An 18,693-nucleotide genomic window follows, 5' to 3' on the forward strand; every position below is an offset into this window, starting at 1 on the left:
AAATTCCCCACCCCTTTTACCCTCTTTATTATAGAGGTTCATTGGTAATTAAGCTATGATTTTCAGCTTACAGCCCTTTTTTGTACATGTGTACAGCCAAGTCTACACAGCGTGCAGAGTAGCCGGATTCGTTGTCGTACCAAGCAAGAACTTTGACCATATTTCCGCCTAGAGCCATTGTAGATTGAGCATCTACTGTAGCAGAAGCAGTGTTGCCGTTATAGTCACGTGATACAAGCGGAAGATCGCTGTATTCCAAATAGCCTTTCAGCTCATTTTCAGTTGCTTCTTTAAGCGCTTGGTTTACTTCTTCAACAGACGCATCTGTTTCAAGTTCAGCAACAAGGTCGATCAATGAAACGTTTGGTGTTGGAACGCGGATAGCCATACCATCGATTTTGCCTTCAAGTTCAGGCAATACTTTTGCAACGGATTTCGCTGCGCCAGTTGTAGTCGGGATCATCGACTCAGCTGCTGCACGCGCACGGCGGTAGTCAGAGTGAGGCGCATCAAGCAATGCTTGGTCGTTTGTGTAAGAGTGGATCGTTGTCATCATGGCTTTCTTGATGCCGAATTTTTCGTTCAACACTTTAGAGATGCCGGACAAGCCGTTAGTTGTGCAAGATGCATTCGAAACGACGTGATGCTCTTCAGGGTTGTAAGTTTCTTCGTTAACGCCCATAACCAACATCTTCATGCCGTTTTTGCCAGGAGCTGAAAGGATGACTTTTTTAGCGCCAGCTTCGATGTGCTTAGAAGCTTTTTCTTCTGTTGTGAAGATTCCTGTAGATTCCAAAACGATGTCGATTTGGTGCTCTTTCCATGGTAATTGCGCTGGATCTTTTTCCGCGAATACTTTGATTTCCTTGCCGTCTACGAAGATTGAATTGCCTTCTGCTGTAACTTCAGCGTCCAATGTTCCGTGTACTGAATCGTATTTCAATAGATGTGCCAGCATAGCTGCATCTGTTAGGTCATTGACTGCTACTACTTCCACTTCACTGTTTTGCATTGCTTCGCGGAACACTACGCGGCCGATGCGGCCAAAACCATTGATTGCCATTTTTAAAGTCATTTATAATTCCTCCAGTTTTGTTTTTGGATTAAGTATCATTCTTGCTGCGCCTTCATCAGTAATTAGAATCGTCCGCTCCGGGGCCGTTTGAAAATACGATTCAATGGCACGGGCTTTAGTCCGGCCACCAGCCACCGCTAAAATGCTCGGCGCTTTTTGGACCTGCTCTAGTTGAATCCCCGCTGTTGGTATGCGATAAACTATTTTTCCTGTTTTATCGAAATAATAACCGAACGCTTCACTGACAGCTCCGCCAGTTTTGATCTTTTCGACTTCTTGTGCAGAAGAGCGTCGCCTAATGGCCATTTCTTCTGCGTCGCCGATGCCATGTATAACCAAATCAGTTTGATCATACAACGCCATCATCTCTTTGATGACCGGCTCTTTCACCATCATCTCTAGCGCTTCTGCACTTAAATGTTCCGGCAAGTAAAGCGTTCGGACTGCACCGCCGGCTTTTTCAGCAAAAGATGAAGCGATCGTATTCGCCTGGTGCAGCATTTCTTCACCGAGGCCGCCTCTTGCAGCGACAAACTGCAAATCGGAATTTTTTCTTGCGGGCCGGATCTGCGCAGCAACACCAGCCATCGTACTGCCGCCAGTTACTGAGATCACGTGGCATTTCTCCAGCATTTCTTCTACAAAATGAGCCGCCTTGCGTCCGATTGCCGATTTGACCGATGACAGCTGATCGCTGTCTCCCGGCAACACGACTGCCTTTTTGATGCCAAGTTTTTCTTCAAGCTCGGCTTCTAAGACAGCAGTCCCCGACAATTCCTTGACGAGTTCTTGAAGCTGCTCCAATACAGTTGCTCCAAGGTCTGTCAATGTCATGCCGCTTTTGTTCATCTCAATCAATGCATGATCGCGCAACAAGTCGGTCTCTTTGCGAATTTCTCTTTCAGCTGAGCCTGTTAATTCACTAAGTGTGCGTCTTCCTACAGGTTGTTGTGCTTGAATCAGCTCGAGAATGCTATAGCGCTTTTTCAGCAAGCTTGGCAGTTCTGGCAATAAATGCACTTGTGCTTGTAGAACTGAATCCATTGCCCCACCCCTTCGTTGGACGTTTTTTGTCCCACTTAGTTTCATTTCGTCCCACTACCCACATTGTAGCCGAGCTATCGGATTTATGCAAATAAAAAGAAACGTTAAAGAATTAACGTTTCTAAAAGTTCCCCGTAGCCGAAATTACCGTAAAGCAGCACGCGCTCCTCTTTGACGAGCACCGGAATCATGAGCATGTATTTTTCATGCAGCTCGGAATCTTCTTCTATATTGATTTCTTTATATTCCAACGGGTAGTCTTCCTGCAACAGGCGGATCGCTAGCTTCGCTTCCTCACAAAGCCTGCAGTTTGGACGCGTATATAATACGAACATATCGCAACTCTCCCTTTTCATCTTCACAGCTAGTAAAACATATTTCCATACCATACAGTATACAACTTGTGGCGCTTTTCTTTTACTATAATAATTTCACCCGTTAAGACATTGTTTTTACAAGATTTCTGATTAATTATCGGAATATTTTCCCTAAAAGCAAAAAAGCCATACAACCTGAGACAGGCTGTGTGGCTTAATGATTAATGCCCTCGGAGGGAATCGAACCCCCATCTCAAGAACCGGAATCTTACGTGTGATCCATTACACTACGAGGGCAAATGTCTTTAGCGACTTTTCTATTATACGAAAGCTTTTTGCATAATTCAAGGCAATTTTTTGCAATACGTTAGATTTGACCTTCATTGACCAAGATGTGTATGATGAATATACAGCTGAACGGCGTTTCAGCAGCACTCATACTTACCCAAAGGAGGAAATTTACATGAATTTGATCCCTACAGTAATCGAACAAACAAGCAGAGGCGAACGAGCTTACGATATCTACTCCCGTTTGCTGAAAGACCGCGTCATCATGCTCGGCAGCGGAATTGACGATAATGTCGCCAACTCGATCGTAGCGCAGCTATTGTTCCTTGAAGCGGAAGATCCAGAGAAAGACATCTCGATTTACATCAACAGCCCTGGCGGCAGCATCACAGCAGGCATGGCGATTTATGATACGATGCAGTTCATCCGCCCGGATGTCCAAACAATATGCATCGGCATGGCAGCATCTATGGGCGCTTTCCTATTGGCGGCTGGAACAAAAGGCAAACGCTTTGCGCTTCCAAACTCCGAAGTGATGATCCACCAACCACTCGGCGGTGCCCAAGGCCAAGCAACTGAAATCGAAATCGCGGCAAAACGCATCTTGTTCTTGCGCGAAAAACTCAATACCATCCTTTCCGAGCGTACTGGACAATCGCTTGAAGTGATTTCACGCGATACGGACCGCGACAACTTCATGACAGCAGAACGCGCGCTGGAGTATGGTTTGATCGATCAAATCATCACACGCAGTAAATTGCCTGAAAACCACAAAAAAGAAGATTGATCCAAATAGAAAAGAGCCATTTCCCAGCGCTTAAGCGCTGCGGAAATGGCTCTTTTTTTAAAAGGAATGGAATTTCTTCTGTCCTAAGCCTCTTTTTCGATTAATTGCGCCAGTGCATCAACCGCCGCTTCTTCATCTGCCCCGTCTGCAGAAATCGTTACGTTTGTACCTTTGCTTACGGCTAGGCTCATGATGCCCATAATGCTTTTGGCGTTGACTTTCTTCTCGCCTTTTTCCAAGTATACATCCGAACTATAGCGATTGGCTTCTTGTACGAACAATGCCGCTTGCCTAGCTTGTAACCCTGTTTTTAATTGCACTTCAACTTGTTTTTCCACCATGCATATCCTCCTCCGGAAACTTGACTCTCTCGCAATCTATAGAAAAGAACAACCGATTAACGGCTGATCGTTTCGCCTTTTCTCAACGACTCGGCAATCTCATCGATTTTCCGAAGTCTATGGTTGACGCCTGATTTGCTCACTTTTCCGGCCGATACCATCTCACCCAATTCTTTCAGCGTGACATCTTGATGTTCGACACGCAAGCGCGCGATTTCTTTCAAGCGATCCGGCAATTGATCGATGCCGATCACTTGGTCAATAAAGCGGATGTTTTCGATTTGGCGCAGTGCCGCATCAATTGTCTTGTTCAAATTCGCGGTTTCGCAATTGACCAGGCGGTTTACGCTATTGCGCATGTCACGCAGTATGCGAACATCCTCAAACTTCAACAATGCCGAGTGGGCACCGGTCAAGCTCAAGAAATCCGATATTTTTTCTGCTTCTTTTAAATAAGTGACAAAACCTTTTTTACGTTCGATCATCTTGGCATTCAATTGAAAATGGTTCATCAATTTGACTAACGACTCGGCGTGGTCTTTATAGGAAGAATACACTTCCAGATGGTAAGAGGATGTTTCCGGATTGTTGACAGATCCTCCAGCCAGAAAAGCACCGCGGAGATACGCCCGTTTGCAGCAAGTCGTTTCGATGAGATCAGGTGAAATATCCTGCTGGAACTGAAACCCTTCCGATAAAATCAATAAATCTTCGAGCACAAGTTTCGATCCTTCACGTAAACGGCAAATATATACATTGTTCTTTTTCAAACGCATCTTTTTGCGGACCAGCAATTCAACCGGATAAGCTTTATAGAAACGTTTCAGCAATGTATAGATTCTTCGTGCAATCGCGGCATTCTCTGTCTGTATATCGAGGCTCAATTGGCGGTTGGAAAATGACAATGTGCCGTTCATGCGGATCATTGCCGATAGCTCTGCCTTCCCGCAGCAATCATCCACTTCAACTTGAGTCATTTCTTTTTTTGTTTCTGATGCAAAAGACAAACTGTGCCCCCCTTTCAAGCCCTATGAATAACGGCTCTGCGGCTCTTTTTGCGGTTGGCCGTTTGCGTATTCAAAGAGCCACTTCGCCACTTTCATCGGTTCATGCCGAACGGCTTCTCCAAAAATATTGGTGATATCGTGGCGGTATACTTCCAGCCCGAGATTTTTCAGCCGTTCTTCATCGTATTCCACTGGCCAAGCTTGTTCTTTTTTGTATTTGTCAGCTATATTTTGCGGCATCCGGACTTTGTCGAGGAGTATAGCATCGAGAAAACCAGGAGTCACATGATCGTATAAAGCGGTGACATGATCTGACGCGCTATAGCCATAAGTTTCGCCCGCTTGTGTCATGAGGTTGCATATATAGATTTTCCGCGCCTTTGCATTCAACAGCGCTTTCTTAATGTCCTTCACGAGCAAATTCGGCAAAATGCTCGTATACAGCGAACCCGGCCCGACGACGATGACATCGGCTGCCTCAATCGCTTGGATGGTATCCGGCAAGGTTTTCACGTTCGCAGGCTCCAAAAATACGCGCTTGATCGGCTGTAAATAAGCTGGAATTTTCGACTCACCTTTAATGATCGTGCCGTCTTCAAGCTCGGCATTTAATGTCACCAATTGATTGGCAGCAGGCAACACGGTCCCATTGACGTTCATGACACGGCTCATCTCACGCACTGCATGGGAAAAGTCTCCCGTCATGTCCGTCAAAGCGGCAAGCATTAAATTGCCGAGTGAATGCCCTTCCAAATCATGCGAATGCGTGAAACGGTATTGGAACATTTCTGCCAGAAACGGCTCAGCGTCCGATAATGCAGCCATGACGTTGCGGATATCGCCAGGCGGCGGAATATCCAAATCGTCGCGTAGACGTCCAGAACTGCCTCCGTCATCGGCAACGGTGACGATTGCAGTCAAGTCGAGCGGGAAAGTTTTTAAGCCGCGCAGCAAAGTGGACAGACCTGTGCCGCCCCCGATAATGACGATTCGTTTTTGCTGCTGACTTTTCTCCATGCGCTCATCCCTTTCTGATTTTCACATCTCTATGCGTTATGCTGACTTTGTGGCTTTTGGATAAGGTTTTCCCGAAGTGTTCGGCTAGCGTTACTGAACGATGCTGGCCGCCCGTGCAGCCGAAAGCGATGACCAGCTGCGCTTTGCCTTCTTGTTTGTACTGGGGAATCATGAAATCGAACAGGTCTTGCAACTTGTCGACCAAAGTCTGTGTTTCCTGCCATTTCAAGACATAATCCGAAACCGGCTTATCCAGTCCGGAAAGCGGGTTCAATGTCTCGATATAATAAGGGTTCGGCAAGAAGCGTACATCAAAAACCAAATCTGCATCGATCGGCATGCCATGCTTAAACCCGAAAGACATCACATTGACAGTAAAGACATTGCTCGACTTTGTTGAAAAGTCCGTTCTGATTTTTTCTTTCAATTCACGCGGGCTCATTTCAGAGGTGTTGTACATATAATGGGCGCGCCCTTGCAGATCCTTCAACATATCCCGCTCTTTTTTGATGCCGCCAAGAACGAGTCCGCCCGGAGACAATGGATGGGAGCGCCGTGTTTCTTTGTAACGGCTGACCAGCGTCTGGTTTTCCGCATCAAGAAACAGGATGGTGATCGACACTTCCGGCTCTTTAGACAAATCGTCGATGGCATCGACTAAGCTATCGAAGAAATCACCGCCACGCAAATCCATTACTGCCGCGACACGCTTCATCGACTTGCCGGAATCCCTCATCAATTTGATAAATGTCGGAAGCAACGCAGGCGGTAAATTATCGATAGTGAAAAAACCGAGGTCTTCAAAACTTTGAATCGCTACTGTTTTCCCTGCACCGGACATGCCGGTGATGACGATTAATTCGGTTTCTTCGTTGTGATTATCCATGTTGGCGGTTCACCTCTTCAGTCGATGTTTGGATGGTTTCTTCAAGGAGTTCGAAATCCGGCGTGTAATAAAACGTTCCATACTGAACGCCTTCCTGGTAAGCCGCAAATAATAGGTTCGTGCGGTCCCCTTCCGCCATCGGAAGGGTCTGGAGGCTTTCAATCGGGTGCCATTCAAGCACGCCTTCGCGCGTTTCTTCGAACGGGATTCCGCGAAGATCGGTTGCGCGGAATGTAAAGAGCATCCATTCGTCGACGGTTTTGCCGTCTTCTTGGATCATCATCGTATAGACGCCTTTCAAGTGCACGCCTGAAGGTTGTGTATTGGTTTCTTCCTGAAACTCCCGGACGGCAGCTTCATAAATGGATTCACCGCTGTCCATTTTGCCGCCCGGCGCTACATACCAATCCCTGCGCGGCTTTTTCATTAGCAGTACTTGATTATTCTTAATCAGCAATAAATTAGCGATTCGTTGCACATTTGCCACTCCGCATCTTATATAAACTATTTTCATTATACATCTATCCTGGCGTGTCATGCAAAAAAATACAAAAAAAGAGGCCACTCTCCGGGTAACCCGAAAAGCAGCCTGTCAAATAAACTTTATAAAAAGGGGGTTGATTTACTATTCATATACTACCTGATTAGCATGACAAAGCTGTTACAAAGCGATTAAGAAACCGTTAAGCTTCCGCTTTTGCCCCAATTTTCTCTGTCAGCGTTTCTACGTAATGCTGAACACTTTGTGCGGCGATGCTGCCGTCGCCTGTAGCTGTGACGACTTGGCGCAAAGTTTTATCGCGCACATCACCCGCTGCAAAAATCCCCGGTACAGACGTTTCCATTTCTTCATTGGTTTCGATATAGCCCAGCTCATTCAAGATGCCCAAAGACTCGAACGGTTTTGTCAAAGGCAGCATGCCGATATAAATAAATACGCCGCCTGCTTCGAATTCACGTTCGGAACCATCTTCTGTCGACACCAAAGTGACGCTGCCGACTTTGCCATCTTTGTCGTTGATTTCTTTTACGGTATGGTTCCAAATAAAGTCGATTTTGTCATTGGCAAATGCACGGTCTTGCAAGATTTTCTGTGCGCGCAATTTGTCTCTGCGGTGAACGATTGTCACTTTATCTGCAAAGCGCGTCAAATAGACGCCTTCTTCGACTGCGGAATCTCCTCCGCCGACAACGACTAGCTCTTTGCCTTTAAAGAAAGCGCCATCGCATACTGCGCAATAGCTGACGCCGCGGCCGCCAAGTTCGTTCTCGCCAGGGATGCCCATTTTTTTATACTCGGCGCCGGTCGTCAAAATGATGGCACGGGCCTTGTATTCTTTTGAACCGGCTTTGACTGTCTTGAACTCATCGCCATCGATGATTTCAGTCACGTCGCCATATGCGTACTCGGCTCCAAATTTTTTCGCATGATCGAACATTTTAGTCGATAGGTCTGGCCCGAGAATGTGTTCGAAGCCTGGATAGTTTTCAATTTCTTCGGTATTGGCCATCTGGCCGCCTGGAATTCCGCGCTCTAGCATAAGCGTCGATAAATTCGCACGGGATGTATACACAGCTGCTGTCATCCCCGCTGGTCCTGCACCGATAATTAGCACGTCATAAATATTTGTGGTTTCTGTCATCATAGGCCCTCCTCGTTATCACTAGCTAAATCGTAAAGCAATCAACTGCCGTCATCAACTTTTATGCCTAGTTGCCGGAATCCGGCATGAAACGGCTCAGTTCATCGACATATTTGCTCACCGTCGAAACGGAAACGCCGAATTTGGCCGCGATGCCTTTTTTCGTTGTTTCCCGTTTTTTCGCAGCTTCAACCATATAACTCGTCGCTGCTGCTAAAGCTGCAGGATTGCGGAAGCTGTATTGCTCGCCAAACGCCCTCTCAAGGAAGATGAACCATAACTGGAAGACGGCGTCATTATGCTGATCGACCATTCCGTCTTGTGCATACAAACGTTCCGCGGTTTCCATCGCGCGCATAAATGCCTTTTCTTCCTTGACCGATTCGCGGAACTGATGGCCGAGCGCATAGCCAAGCACAAAAGTTTCCAACACCGATGGCTGATCTGTTTTTAACCAATTCGGGTGAGAAATGATTTCTTGTTTATGGGAAGACTTGCCAACTAAAAACAAGCCGTATAAGCGCTCGCTCAAATGGGGGTGGTCAAGCTTATGGATCAAAAAGTCGCGATCATGCTCGAGTGCATCCGCATGCGGCATGACTGCCTGCTCGCCCCATGGCTCAAAGCCTTCTTTGGCCGGGTCCATCCGTTTCAACTGATCCCACGCTTGCTTGGCAGTTTCCTCATGCCCGGAATGATACGCCGCATGGGACAGCCAGAAATAAAATGCCGGGTCTCCATCAAATCCTCGTTTTTGCAAGCTTTTCAGCCAGCGGTATGCTTCTTTGTACTTTCCGACCAAAGCAAACGTGGCACCCAATTTATAACGATGTTCGAACACATACGGCTGGATCTTTTTCAGCAAGCCGAGAATGTCTTCCAGTTCATCGTTTTTTTCATAGTAATGAAACACGGCCAAATTGCACAAGGCATGCAAATTACCGGTGTTCTTTCTCAGGACCGTATGCAGCAGTGCTTTCGCCATTTCCGTTTCGCCGATATAGAAATATGCCAGCGCCAAGTTATTATAGGCACCCCAAAAATCCGCTTTTTCCTCAATCACTTTTTCAAGCAGTTCAATCGCTTCGGGAAATTTGCCCTGTTCCATTAAACGGCGCGCTTTTTCTTGCTGATAATAATGCTCGCTGTCTTGAGGCTCCCCTTGGTCGTCGAATAGCTGCCAGTCTTCCTGCTCCGCAAAATCGATTATTTCCATCGCTTCTGCTGCATAGCTGCCGTGGGTGTCCTTCTCCAAATAATCTTTAGCGTATTTCCGGGCATCAAAAAACAAGCCTAGATGCGCATGGACTTCGGCCAAAAAGAACATGATGTTCGGCTCTTCTGGGTCGAGATCGTGCGCAGTCTTAAGCTCATCCATCGCCAACTCGAACTCTTCACGCTCCATCAGAACTACGCCGTAATGCATGAGTATAAGCGGATCGTCCGGGCTCAGCCCCTTGGCGCGCTGCAAATATTTATATGCTTTATTATATTGTTCGCGCTGCAATTCCTTAAGCGCTTTTTGATAGTAAAATTCACCTGTCGGAATGAAAGACACGACATTGCCGTGATTTATCCTTTTGTTTTTCTCCAAAATATGCCTCCGTAACAGGAAAAGGAACGATCGAAATCGCTCCTAACCGTAAATGTGCTGTTATTATAGCATATTTCCCTATTATTTACTTGTCCTTTTTCACAGCATGGCGTTCTTCGAGCACGCCCGTCACTTCTTTGAAATCGACTTTTTGCTCTTGAAGCAATACGAGCAAGTGGTAAAGAAGATCCGCACTTTCAGTTGCCAGCTCGCGTGCATCGCGGTTTTTTGCTGCGATGATGACTTCCGCTGCTTCTTCGCCGACTTTCTTGCAAATTTTATCGACTCCTTCTTCGAATAAATAGGTCGTATATGCGCCTTCAGGCATGTCGGTTTCGCGCTGTTTGATCAACGCGCTCAGCTGGCCGATCATGTCGGACGCTGTCTTCGAACGTTCTCCTGACAAGGTCTCGTGAAAACAGCTGGTCTCCCCTGTATGGCAGGCAGGGCCGTTCGGAATCACTTCATAAATCAAAGCATCCCCGTCACAATCGATCTGCACCGATTGAACGCGCTGAGTATTGCCGCTGGTCGCACCTTTATTCCATAACTCGTTGCGGCTTCTTGAGAATAGCCAGGTTTCTTTTGTGTCGATCGTCCGCGCTAGCGCTTCTTCGTTAGCGTAAGCCAAAGTCAACACCTGTTTTGTCCCTGCATCTTGCAATATGACGGGCACTAACCCATTTTCATCAAATTTTACGCTGGTCACCGGACATTCACTCCTTTTTCCTGCAAATACTGTTTCACTTCTCTAACGCTCGTTTCTTTATAATGGAAAATCGATGCTGCGAGTGCTGCATCGGCATCCACTTTCTCGAACACTTCATCAAAATGCTCACGGCTTCCCGCTCCGCCGCTTGCAATGACCGGCACTTCGACCGCATCGCGCACAGCCTTGGTCAGCGCCAAATCAAAACCGTCTTTTTGGCCATCGCAATCCATGCTGGTCAGTAAAATTTCTCCTGCACCTAATGCAACCGCGTGCTTTGCCCATTCAACGGCATCCCATTCAGTCCGGTTGCGGCCGCCATGCGTATAGACATCCCAGCTGTCGCCATTTCGTTTCGCGTCAATGGCGACGACGATGCATTGCGAACCGAAAAAATCTGCACCTTCCTTGATCAATTCCGGACGATCAAGCGCAGCTGTGTTTAAAGACACCTTGTCCGCCCCTGCCCGCAGCATGCGTTTCATATCATCGGTCGTCCGAATGCCCCCGCCTACCGTAAAAGGAATCGACAGTTCGGTAGCGACGATGCGCACGACTTCGACCATCGTTTCTTTGCCTTCATGGGATGCTGAAATATCCAGGAACACCAATTCGTCAGCACCTTGCGCATCGTAGAACTTGGCGAGTTCCACTGGATCTCCGGCATCGCGCAGCTCAACAAAAGAGACCCCTTTAACGACGCGGCCATCTTTCACATCGAGGCACGGAATGATGCGTTTCGTCAGCATGACAAAGCCTCCTCGAGCGTAAAGCGTTTTTCGTACAGCGCTTTGCCGATAATGAGTCCGGCGATCGGGCTGTCCTGTGCCGCTTCTTTGACCCGTTTCACATCTTCAAGTGTCCCGATTCCGCCAGAGACGATCACTTGCGCAGCGCCTTGTGCGACCAATTTGCGGTTGGCTTCGATATTCGGGCCGGCAAGCGTGCCATCCGTTGAAATATCCGTGTAGATGAAATGCTTTGCCCCTTTATCGGCAAAATATGCAGCCAGCTCAGCAGCCGGTTTGTGGGACGTTTCGATCCATCCCTCGGTTGCCGCCATGCCATCTTTTGCATCGATGCCGATGACAATCTGCTCGGCACCGAACTCTTCGATAAACGACGCCACCAATTCCGGCTCGCGTACAGCTAAACTGCCGATAATGACGCGTGCGACACCATTCGATAAATAATGCTCGATATCTTCACGGCTACGGATTCCCCCGCCGACTTGGATGTTCGCCGGAAGCTTTGCTGCCTCGATAACCACTTGATCATTGATGCGGCTTCCATCTTTCGCTCCGTCAAGGTCCACCATATGTATCCATCTTGCTCCTGCCTCCACGAAACTTTTGGCCATATCGACCGGCGAATCCGCGTAGATGGTCTCCTGGCCGTAGTCACCTTGGAACAGACGGACGCATTTGCCGTCCCTTAGATCGATGGCTGGGTATAGTTGAAATTCACTCATGAACATTCCTCCTGACATTTGCGATCCATTGCTCTAATAAATAATGGCCGAACTCACCTGATTTTTCGGGATGAAACTGCATCCCAGTGATCAAACCATCTCCGACCACGCCTGGCACGTCAAACTCGCCATACTCAGCCGATGCCCACACTTGCGAGGGATCGGTCTCGACCGCAAGAAACGAATGGACAAAATACACGTGTGTATCAGTTAACACATCTTCCAGCCAGTAAGGCTTATCTGCAAAGTGCAGGCGGTTCCAGCCCATATGCGGAATGCGGTACGTGCCTTTTGGAAAGCGCCGGATATGCCCTTTTAATAAGCCAAGCCCTTGTGTCGGGCGTACTTCTTCGCTGTCTTCATATAATAATTGCATACCAAGACAGATGCCGAGCAGCGGGATGCCCTGTTCCGGCAAAGAACGGATAAACTGTGCCAGCCCTTTTTCCTCCAGCCGCTTCATCGCGTCCGGAAAAGCGCCGACACCCGGCAGCAATATGGCATCCGCTTCGCCGAGCAACCTCACATCGTCTGAGGTGATGACGGTGCATTCCAGTTTCTTCAATGCCTGTTCGACGCTGAATAAATTGCCCATTCCGTAATCAATGATGCCGACAATCATGTTAAGAGCCCCTTTGTCGACGGCACGCCTTCTACGCGCGGGTCAATCATCGTGGCATCATCCAGTGCGCGTGCCAGGGCTTTGAAAATCGCTTCAATGATGTGGTGGGTATTTTTTCCGTAATGAACGATGACGTGGACGTTCATGCGCGACTCCAATGCAAACTTCCACAAAAACTCATGGACCAATTCGGTGTCGAAAGTTCCGACTTTGGCATTTGGGATATCTCCGCGGAACTCCAGATGAGGCCGGTTCGAGCAATCGATGACCACTTGTGCGAGCGCATCGTCCATCGGCACGAATGCATTGCCGTAACGGCGTAAGCCTTTTTTATCGCCTAATGCCTCTAACACCGCTTGGCCAAGTACGATCCCGATATCTTCTGTTGTGTGGTGGTCGTCGATGTGTGTATCGCCGTTTGCTTGGATACGGCCGTCAAACTGGCCATGCTTGATGAAAAGATCGAGCATGTGATCCATGAATGGCACGCCCGTATCAATATCCGCCTGTCCTTTTCCATCAAGCGAGAAGCTGATGGCGACTTCGGTTTCGGTAGTGGTCCTGGTGATTTGTGATTTTCTCATGATTGATTCTCCTTTTTCCAAGCGCGGGATTCGACAGCGCGGGCATGGGCTTCAAGCCCTTCTAACCTGGCGAGCCGCGCGATTTTTTCCTGGTTGTTGCGCCACGCTTGTTCGCTGTAATGGACGATGCTCGTGCGTTTGACAAAATCATAGACCGACAAGGCACTCGAAAAGCGAGCAGTGCTATTGGTCGGCAATACGTGATTCGTTCCGGCGAAATAATCACCGACCGGTTCTGATGAATAGCGTCCGATAAAAATAGCGCCGGCATGGCGGATTTCTTCGGACAGTCGTTCAGCATCACTCGTCATGATCTCCAGATGCTCCGGGGCTAATTGATTTGCGGCACGGATCAGTTCTGCACGTGTGTCGGCTACATAAATCATACCGTGGTCACGGATCGACGCAGTAGCGATGTCAGCGCGTGGCAAAGTTTTCAATTGTTTTGCGACTTGCGCTTGGACTTGTTCAGCCATTTCGAGGCTCTCTGTCAATAGCACGGCGCTAGCGAGCGGATCATGTTCAGCTTGCGACAGTAAATCAGCGGCGATTTCGTCCGCATAGGCCGACTCATCCGCAATGATGGCGATTTCGCTTGGCCCTGCAATCATGTCAATCGCCACGTCTCCGTTCACTTCGCGTTTCGCGAGTGCCACAAAGATATTGCCTGGTCCGGTGATTTTATCGACCGGTTCAATCGATTCAGTACCGTAAGCGAGTGCAGCGATCGCTTGTGCTCCTCCTGATTTATAGAGCTCTTCTATCCCGAGAATATGGGCTGCCACAAGCACGCCGTCCGATAACTTGCCTTCGCTATCCGGCGGCGAGATGACTACAATGCGCTCGACTCCTGCCACTTGTGCCGGAATGACGTTCATTAACACTGACGATGGGTACGCCGCCGTGCCGCCCGGAACATATAGCCCCGCCGATTCGATCGCTGTTACGCGCTGTGCCACGTACGAGCCGTCTTCGCGGTCGTGCCGGTATCCTTGCTGCTTTTGCCCTTCGTGATAGCTGCGGATATTGTTCGCCGCTTCCGTTAAATCCCCTAAAAGCCGCGGATCGAAACGGCCCGCCGCTTCCTCGATTTCTTCTTTCGTGACACGTAGCGAAGACAGTTCCGCACGGTCCCATTTTTTCGCGAAATGCATTAAAGCAGCATCGCCTTCTATTTTCACTTGCTGGATGATTTGCTTCACAGCTTCTAATTGAGTCGCCGTCCCGTCAGCCAATTGGCGGCGAATCGACAGCTCGCCAGTCAGACGCTCGATGTTCATCGTGTCACCTGCTCCCTCAGTTTATCGACGAGTTCAGTGATGCGCTGCTGCTTCAAGCGGTAGCTGACCGGATTTGCGATAAGGCGCGAAGTGATATCAATAATTTTCTCGTATTCCACTAAACCGTTCTCTTTCAATGTGCGGCCGGTCGAGACGATGTCAACAATCCGGTCGGACAAGCCGATCAAAGGAGCCAGTTCGATCGAACCGTTCAATTCGATGATTTCCACTTGTTCGCCTTTGCTTCGGTAATAACGGGATGCCACTGCTGGATATTTCGTCGCAATGCGCGGGGTCACTTCATTCATTTCGGTATTCGGCAATCCCGCTGTGGCGATATAGCAAGCGCTGATGCCGAGATCAAGCAGCTCGTGAACGTCGCGGTCATGCTCGAGCAGAACATCTTTGCCGGCAATGCCGATATCTGCAACACCGTGTTCGACATAGGTCGGGACATCCATCGGCTTCGCCAGAATAAAGCGGAACCGCTCATTCGGTGCCTCGACGATCAACTTGCGCGAGTCATCAAGTTCTTTCGGCAAGTCATAGCCCGCTCCGACTAATAGCTCGTAAGCTTCTTCAAAAATTCTGCCTTTGGGCATTGCAATCGTCAATTCATCCATTTCGCAGCTCCTCCCCTCTAATAACTTCCGTGAACAGCGCAGTGAATTGTTCATATGCTTTCACCGCAGGCGCATATTGCAAAGTTACACGCTTGCCTTGTGTTCTCAATTGTTGCGCTTTATCAAACGCGGTTTGCTCGCTTTGTTCTTCAAATAAAATCAATGTATGCGGTTCTTGAGTTTCTTCAATTGGCAAGGTTTCAATCAACCGGTCCACTCGCAAACCAAAGCCGGTCGCGCCGACTTGCAGCCCGAACTGCTCCAGCAAACCGTCATAACGGCCTCCGCTGCCAAGCGGGAATCCGCTGCCGGCTGCGTAGAATTCGAATACCAAGCCAGTGTAATACGTCATATGGCTGCTGAATGACAAATCGAAGGTCATGGCATCACCGAGGCCGTTTTTCCCGAGCAATTTCTCTAAACGTTCCATATCCTTGTAGAGCTTTTGCTGCTCTTTGTTGTTCTCATTGATCCATGGCTTCCAGTCGGCTACTGTCGTTGCCTGCATCAATTTTCGGAACGACGCTTGCTTGTGCTCGGGAACCGGCAGCTGTTGTGCCAGCTGTTCAAACCCGACACCGTTTTTCGCTACAAATAATTCCTGGACATTCTCGCTTTGTGCGGCATTCAAACCGAAGTCAGCAAGCACCAGCTCGAGAAGGCGCGCATGGCCGATGACGATGCGCCCTGAACGGATGCCCAATTCCTGCAGGATGTCCCACGCCAAGCTAATCACTTCGGCATCCGCATACAAAGAGCTGTCGCCGATCAATTCAACGCCCATCTGTTCAAATTCCGCTGGACGTCCGCCTTCGCGCTTTTGCGCGCGGAAGACATTGGAATAATAGCCGAGGCGGATCGGCATTTTCTCACGCAGCAATTTGGATGCCGCAACCCGCGCAATCGGCGAAGTCATATCCGGGCGCAGCACCAATGTTTTTCCTTGGCTATCGAGCAATTTGAATAAAGCATCGTCTGAAATCGCTGAGATTTTACCGATGGTCTCGTAATATTCCAAAGTCGGCGTCTGCAGCAATTCATAACCTGCCCGCTCGATCAATTCAGTACCTCGTTTTCTTAGTCGTGCTTTTTGTTTGGCTATTGAAGGAAAATCGTCACGCATGCCTAATGGTTTTTCAAACATTTCAATGGTCATCGTTAAACACTTCCTATTTCGGCTTATTTCACTTTAGTTCGCTAGAGTGATGAATCAGTAAAGTGATTCTTATTTTAGCGTATGCCACTTTCTGCCGTCAAGCAAGACTCACGAAAATGAGGCAAAAAAATCCTGAAAGCATAGAGCTTTCAGGATTTTGCTTGTCGGTCGCCCATTTCTTCAGCTGTATAGATGATCTTCATCGGATTGCCTCCGACAAAAGCTCCAGCCGGTACATCTTTATGGACAAGCGTGGCAGCGGAGACGATCGCGCCGTCCCCAATCTTGATGCCGGGCAAAATTGTACTGTTTGCTCCGATCATGACGCGGTCGCCAATGGAAACGTCGCCGAGCCGATATTCCTCAATCAAGTATTCATGTGCAAGTATGGTGGTGTTATAGCCGATGACGGTATTGTCTCCGACTTGTATGCGTTCCGGAAACATGACATCGGGCATGACCATCAATGCAAATGATGAATGCTTGCCAACCTTCATGCCTAGAAAATTGCGGAACAGCCAGTTTTTCATCGGCAAAAACGGTGTATAGCGAGCTGTCTGGATAACGAGAAAATTTTTAGCGACTTTCCAGAATGGTACGGTTTTGTAGATATGCCAAAGCGAATTCGCCCCTTCTACAGGATATCGCTCCGTGCGTCTCATTTGAGGCCAGCTTTCGTCAAATCTAACAAGTCGCTAATATGGTTGAGCATGAAATCCGGCTCATATGCAGCCAAAAAGGCTTCGCCTTTCGCCGCCCATGCCACGCCAGCTGTCCGGACGCCGGCATTTTTTCCGCCCTCGATATCATGGGAGTTATCCCCAATCATCAACGCGCCTTCCTGGTCAGCATCCAACAAACGCAAAGCCAGCTCCAGCGGCTCTGGATGAGGCTTGGGATTTTGTACGTGATCCAAAGCGACCAAGGCATCGAAAATATCGTGAGCACCCATCAACTGCAAGCCGTGGAGGATCGTTTCTTCCCGTTTCGTGGAGACGATCGCCATTTTCAGTCCTCTCGATTTCAAGATCCGCAAAGTTTCTGTCACGCCGTCATACTCTGATACGAGTTCGTCGTGGAGTGTCCGGTTCAAGCGCCGGTATTGATCGCTCAGTTCATCGACACGTCCAGGTGCGATTTTTGTGAAAGTTTGCTCGAGCGACGGCCCGATAAAGTGCAGCACATCCTCACGGCCGTATTGTCCCGGGAAATGTTCGCCGAGCACCGATAAGAAGGTTTGGACGATCAATTCATTCGTATCGAGCAATGTTCCATCAAAATCAAACAATAAAGTCGTTATATCTTTGTTCATGTTGACACCACTTCCTTCTGATTGTCTTCAGCCCGCCGCCATAGATATGAAATGAATATCGTCAGGACGAGCGCAGTAATGACACGGATCAACAACAACGGCCAAATCGGGATGCCTAGCGGAATGAAGATCAGCGTATCCTCCACGATGGCATGACACGCCACGAGAAAAATAAAAGCGAGCGTGGCATCTTTCTTGCTGACCCCATCTTCTTGCACCGCCTGGATCATGACCCCTGCCCCCATCGCCAATCCGAAAATCAATCCCGATGCGAGCGTCAGCGATGTATTTTTCTCCACGCCGATCAAGCGCGTCAGGGGCCCCATCATACCTGCGATTTTCTGCAGGTAATGACGATCTTTTAATACTTGGATCATGAGCATCAACGGAATGACGATCATCGCCAGCTGCAGCACGCCGAAACTCGCTTTCTCCAAGCCGAGCAAAAAGATGCCGAGCCACGTTTCCGGAGCTGCCGCGACTTCCGGTGCAAAACCGTATTGTGCGATCTCACCGCCGCCGGACCAGAGCAAATTGATTAAGATGCCCGACATAGCGGCTAGACCAAAACGGACGACCAAGACGACCCATAAACGGACGCCGACTTTCAATGCCACCGCCGTTTCAATAAAGATATTATGAGAAAACGATAACATGACCGCCAGGATAAAAACTTCTTTCACTGTCAGTTCGAGGGATAAAATCCCTGCTATTCCGGCATACAAGTTCAGCGCATTGCCAAGAACAAGCGGTACAGCCGCTTCTCCACTCAAACCGAATATCCCCATAACCGGTGCCACCAAATCGATGATAAACGGCAGCACCGGCGTAAATTGCAGCATCGTGATGAGCAAGGTAATCGGGAAAATGATTTTCCCGAGCGACCACGTAGTTTTTAATCCGGCCTTCAAGCCATTTTTCAAAGTCGACATTCGAT

At 48.6% G+C, this 18,693-nt stretch carries 22 protein-coding genes and 1 tRNA gene; 1 reads left to right on the forward strand and 22 read right to left on the reverse strand.

The annotated features are described in order from the left end of the window. Positions 1-67: 67 nt before the first annotated feature. From gap to ACFO5U_RS13860, 4 genes are all read right to left on the reverse strand, one after another. Positions 68-1,075 carry a type I glyceraldehyde-3-phosphate dehydrogenase gene (gene gap / locus ACFO5U_RS13845; protein WP_377279686.1) on the reverse strand — a complete coding sequence of 336 codons (1,008 nt, stop codon included), beginning with the start codon at positions 1,073-1,075 and terminating at the stop codon, positions 68-70. Beyond that, positions 1,076-2,119: a sugar-binding transcriptional regulator gene (locus ACFO5U_RS13850; RefSeq protein WP_377279687.1), complete on the reverse strand. Its 1,044-nt coding sequence runs from the start codon at positions 2,117-2,119 to the stop codon at positions 1,076-1,078. A gap of 104 nt (positions 2,120-2,223) precedes the next feature. After that, positions 2,224-2,454 carry a glutaredoxin family protein gene (locus ACFO5U_RS13855; RefSeq protein ID WP_377279688.1) on the reverse strand — a complete coding sequence of 77 codons (231 nt, stop codon included), beginning with the start codon at positions 2,452-2,454 and terminating at the stop codon, positions 2,224-2,226. Positions 2,455-2,661: 207 nt separating this feature from the next. Beyond that, positions 2,662-2,733, reverse strand: a tRNA-Arg gene (locus ACFO5U_RS13860). A gap of 166 nt (positions 2,734-2,899) precedes the next feature. Between ACFO5U_RS13860 and clpP the strand changes: the two genes are divergently transcribed. After that, the gene (gene clpP / locus ACFO5U_RS13865; RefSeq protein WP_377279689.1) at positions 2,900-3,511 is read left to right on the forward strand and encodes an ATP-dependent Clp endopeptidase proteolytic subunit ClpP; all 612 of its coding nucleotides are present in this window, start codon (positions 2,900-2,902) and stop codon (positions 3,509-3,511) included. A gap of 83 nt (positions 3,512-3,594) precedes the next feature. Here clpP and ACFO5U_RS13870 read toward each other — a convergent pair whose 3' ends face one another. The 18 genes from ACFO5U_RS13870 to ACFO5U_RS13955 all read right to left on the reverse strand — a co-directional run bounded on the left by ACFO5U_RS13870 (position 3,595) and on the right by ACFO5U_RS13955 (position 18,688). Further along, the gene (locus ACFO5U_RS13870; RefSeq protein ID WP_377279690.1) at positions 3,595-3,852 is read right to left on the reverse strand and encodes an HPr family phosphocarrier protein; all 258 of its coding nucleotides are present in this window, start codon (positions 3,850-3,852) and stop codon (positions 3,595-3,597) included. Between the two features lie 56 nt (positions 3,853-3,908). Further along, positions 3,909-4,859 carry a DNA-binding protein WhiA gene (gene whiA, locus ACFO5U_RS13875; protein WP_377279691.1) on the reverse strand — a complete coding sequence of 317 codons (951 nt, stop codon included), beginning with the start codon at positions 4,857-4,859 and terminating at the stop codon, positions 3,909-3,911. A gap of 21 nt (positions 4,860-4,880) precedes the next feature. Then, on the reverse strand, positions 4,881-5,876 hold the full coding sequence (locus ACFO5U_RS13880) for a gluconeogenesis factor YvcK family protein (protein ID WP_377279692.1): 996 nt from the start codon (positions 5,874-5,876) through the stop codon (positions 4,881-4,883). A 4-nt stretch (positions 5,877-5,880) separates the two neighbouring features. Continuing rightward, positions 5,881-6,762 carry an RNase adapter RapZ gene (gene rapZ, locus ACFO5U_RS13885; RefSeq protein WP_377279693.1) on the reverse strand — a complete coding sequence of 294 codons (882 nt, stop codon included), beginning with the start codon at positions 6,760-6,762 and terminating at the stop codon, positions 5,881-5,883. Next, on the reverse strand, positions 6,755-7,240 hold the full coding sequence (locus tag ACFO5U_RS13890) for an NUDIX domain-containing protein (protein ID WP_377279694.1): 486 nt from the start codon (positions 7,238-7,240) through the stop codon (positions 6,755-6,757). Before ACFO5U_RS13890 ends, rapZ begins: the two co-directional genes overlap by 8 nt. A 205-nt stretch (positions 7,241-7,445) precedes the next feature. After that, a complete protein-coding gene (gene trxB, locus ACFO5U_RS13895; RefSeq protein WP_377279695.1) occupies positions 7,446-8,405 on the reverse strand; it encodes a thioredoxin-disulfide reductase in 960 nt (319 codons plus the stop codon). A gap of 67 nt (positions 8,406-8,472) precedes the next feature. Beyond that, on the reverse strand, positions 8,473-9,999 hold the full coding sequence (locus ACFO5U_RS13900; RefSeq protein ID WP_377279696.1) for a tetratricopeptide repeat protein: 1,527 nt from the start codon (positions 9,997-9,999) through the stop codon (positions 8,473-8,475). Positions 10,000-10,084: 85 nt separating this feature from the next. Continuing rightward, positions 10,085-10,708, reverse strand: a complete 624-nt coding sequence (gene hisIE, locus ACFO5U_RS13905; protein ID WP_377279697.1) for a bifunctional phosphoribosyl-AMP cyclohydrolase/phosphoribosyl-ATP diphosphatase HisIE — start codon at positions 10,706-10,708, stop codon at positions 10,085-10,087. Next, positions 10,705-11,457: an imidazole glycerol phosphate synthase subunit HisF gene (gene hisF, locus ACFO5U_RS13910; protein WP_377279698.1), complete on the reverse strand. Its 753-nt coding sequence runs from the start codon at positions 11,455-11,457 to the stop codon at positions 10,705-10,707. Before hisF ends, hisIE begins: the two co-directional genes overlap by 4 nt. Beyond that, positions 11,451-12,179, reverse strand: a complete 729-nt coding sequence (hisA, locus tag ACFO5U_RS13915; RefSeq protein WP_377279699.1) for a 1-(5-phosphoribosyl)-5-[(5-phosphoribosylamino)methylideneamino]imidazole-4-carboxamide isomerase — start codon at positions 12,177-12,179, stop codon at positions 11,451-11,453. Before hisA ends, hisF begins: the two co-directional genes overlap by 7 nt. Beyond that, positions 12,172-12,801: an imidazole glycerol phosphate synthase subunit HisH gene (gene hisH / locus ACFO5U_RS13920; RefSeq protein WP_377279700.1), complete on the reverse strand. Its 630-nt coding sequence runs from the start codon at positions 12,799-12,801 to the stop codon at positions 12,172-12,174. The genes hisA and hisH overlap by 8 nt, the downstream gene beginning before the upstream one ends. Then, entirely contained in the window at positions 12,798-13,385 is a 588-nt protein-coding gene (gene hisB / locus ACFO5U_RS13925) for an imidazoleglycerol-phosphate dehydratase HisB (protein ID WP_377279701.1), read from the reverse strand. The genes hisH and hisB overlap by 4 nt, the downstream gene beginning before the upstream one ends. Next, positions 13,382-14,665 (reverse strand): histidinol dehydrogenase, encoded by a 1,284-nt coding sequence (hisD, locus tag ACFO5U_RS13930; protein ID WP_377279702.1) that lies wholly within the window; start codon positions 14,663-14,665, stop codon positions 13,382-13,384. The genes hisB and hisD overlap by 4 nt, the downstream gene beginning before the upstream one ends. Continuing rightward, entirely contained in the window at positions 14,662-15,288 is a 627-nt protein-coding gene (gene hisG, locus ACFO5U_RS13935; RefSeq protein WP_377279703.1) for an ATP phosphoribosyltransferase, read from the reverse strand. The genes hisD and hisG overlap by 4 nt, the downstream gene beginning before the upstream one ends. After that, positions 15,281-16,444, reverse strand: coding sequence for an ATP phosphoribosyltransferase regulatory subunit (gene hisZ, locus ACFO5U_RS13940; RefSeq protein ID WP_377279704.1), 1,164 nt, complete (start codon positions 16,442-16,444; stop codon positions 15,281-15,283). The genes hisG and hisZ overlap by 8 nt, the downstream gene beginning before the upstream one ends. Before the next feature lie 149 nt (positions 16,445-16,593). Then, positions 16,594-17,106 (reverse strand): acyltransferase, encoded by a 513-nt coding sequence (locus tag ACFO5U_RS13945; RefSeq protein WP_377279705.1) that lies wholly within the window; start codon positions 17,104-17,106, stop codon positions 16,594-16,596. After that, positions 17,103-17,756 (reverse strand): pyrophosphatase PpaX, encoded by a 654-nt coding sequence (ppaX, locus tag ACFO5U_RS13950; RefSeq protein ID WP_377279706.1) that lies wholly within the window; start codon positions 17,754-17,756, stop codon positions 17,103-17,105. Before ppaX ends, ACFO5U_RS13945 begins: the two co-directional genes overlap by 4 nt. Continuing rightward, complete coding sequence (locus tag ACFO5U_RS13955) at positions 17,753-18,688, reverse strand: nucleoside recognition domain-containing protein (RefSeq protein ID WP_377279707.1); 936 nt, start codon at positions 18,686-18,688, stop codon at positions 17,753-17,755. Before ACFO5U_RS13955 ends, ppaX begins: the two co-directional genes overlap by 4 nt. Between the last annotated feature and the right edge of the window lie 5 nt (positions 18,689-18,693).

Source organism: Planococcus dechangensis (genome assembly GCF_042654465.1).
Taxonomy (GTDB): Bacteria; Bacillota; Bacilli; order Bacillales_A; family Planococcaceae; genus Planococcus; species Planococcus dechangensis.

What these genes read in the sequence shown, in the direction of transcription:
- hisB (WP_377279701.1), bottom strand. Translation starts at nt 13,385, where the DNA reads ATGAGAAAATCACAAATCACCAGGACCACTACCGAAACCGAAGTCGCC.
- clpP (WP_377279689.1), top strand. Translation starts at nt 2,900, where the DNA reads ATGAATTTGATCCCTACAGTAATCGAACAAACAAGCAGAGGCGAACGA.
- hisD (WP_377279702.1), bottom strand. Translation starts at nt 14,665, where the DNA reads ATGAACATCGAGCGTCTGACTGGCGAGCTGTCGATTCGCCGCCAATTG.
- ACFO5U_RS13955 (WP_377279707.1), bottom strand. Translation starts at nt 18,688, where the DNA reads ATGTCGACTTTGAAAAATGGCTTGAAGGCCGGATTAAAAACTACGTGG.
- ACFO5U_RS13945 (WP_377279705.1), bottom strand. Translation starts at nt 17,106, where the DNA reads ATGAGACGCACGGAGCGATATCCTGTAGAAGGGGCGAATTCGCTTTGG.
- ppaX (WP_377279706.1), bottom strand. Translation starts at nt 17,756, where the DNA reads ATGAACAAAGATATAACGACTTTATTGTTTGATTTTGATGGAACATTG.
- ACFO5U_RS13850 (WP_377279687.1), bottom strand. Translation starts at nt 2,119, where the DNA reads ATGGATTCAGTTCTACAAGCACAAGTGCATTTATTGCCAGAACTGCCA.
- trxB (WP_377279695.1), bottom strand. Translation starts at nt 8,405, where the DNA reads ATGACAGAAACCACAAATATTTATGACGTGCTAATTATCGGTGCAGGA.
- rapZ (WP_377279693.1), bottom strand. Translation starts at nt 6,762, where the DNA reads ATGGATAATCACAACGAAGAAACCGAATTAATCGTCATCACCGGCATG.
- ACFO5U_RS13855 (WP_377279688.1), bottom strand. Translation starts at nt 2,454, where the DNA reads ATGTTCGTATTATATACGCGTCCAAACTGCAGGCTTTGTGAGGAAGCG.
- hisH (WP_377279700.1), bottom strand. Translation starts at nt 12,801, where the DNA reads ATGATTGTCGGCATCATTGATTACGGAATGGGCAATTTATTCAGCGTC.
- hisF (WP_377279698.1), bottom strand. Translation starts at nt 11,457, where the DNA reads ATGCTGACGAAACGCATCATTCCGTGCCTCGATGTGAAAGATGGCCGC.
- hisA (WP_377279699.1), bottom strand. Translation starts at nt 12,179, where the DNA reads ATGAGTGAATTTCAACTATACCCAGCCATCGATCTAAGGGACGGCAAA.
- gap (WP_377279686.1), bottom strand. Translation starts at nt 1,075, where the DNA reads ATGACTTTAAAAATGGCAATCAATGGTTTTGGCCGCATCGGCCGCGTA.
- ACFO5U_RS13880 (WP_377279692.1), bottom strand. Translation starts at nt 5,876, where the DNA reads ATGGAGAAAAGTCAGCAGCAAAAACGAATCGTCATTATCGGGGGCGGC.
- ACFO5U_RS13870 (WP_377279690.1), bottom strand. Translation starts at nt 3,852, where the DNA reads ATGGTGGAAAAACAAGTTGAAGTGCAATTAAAAACAGGGTTACAAGCT.
- hisZ (WP_377279704.1), bottom strand. Translation starts at nt 16,444, where the DNA reads ATGACCATTGAAATGTTTGAAAAACCATTAGGCATGCGTGACGATTTT.
- hisG (WP_377279703.1), bottom strand. Translation starts at nt 15,288, where the DNA reads ATGGATGAATTGACGATTGCAATGCCCAAAGGCAGAATTTTTGAAGAA.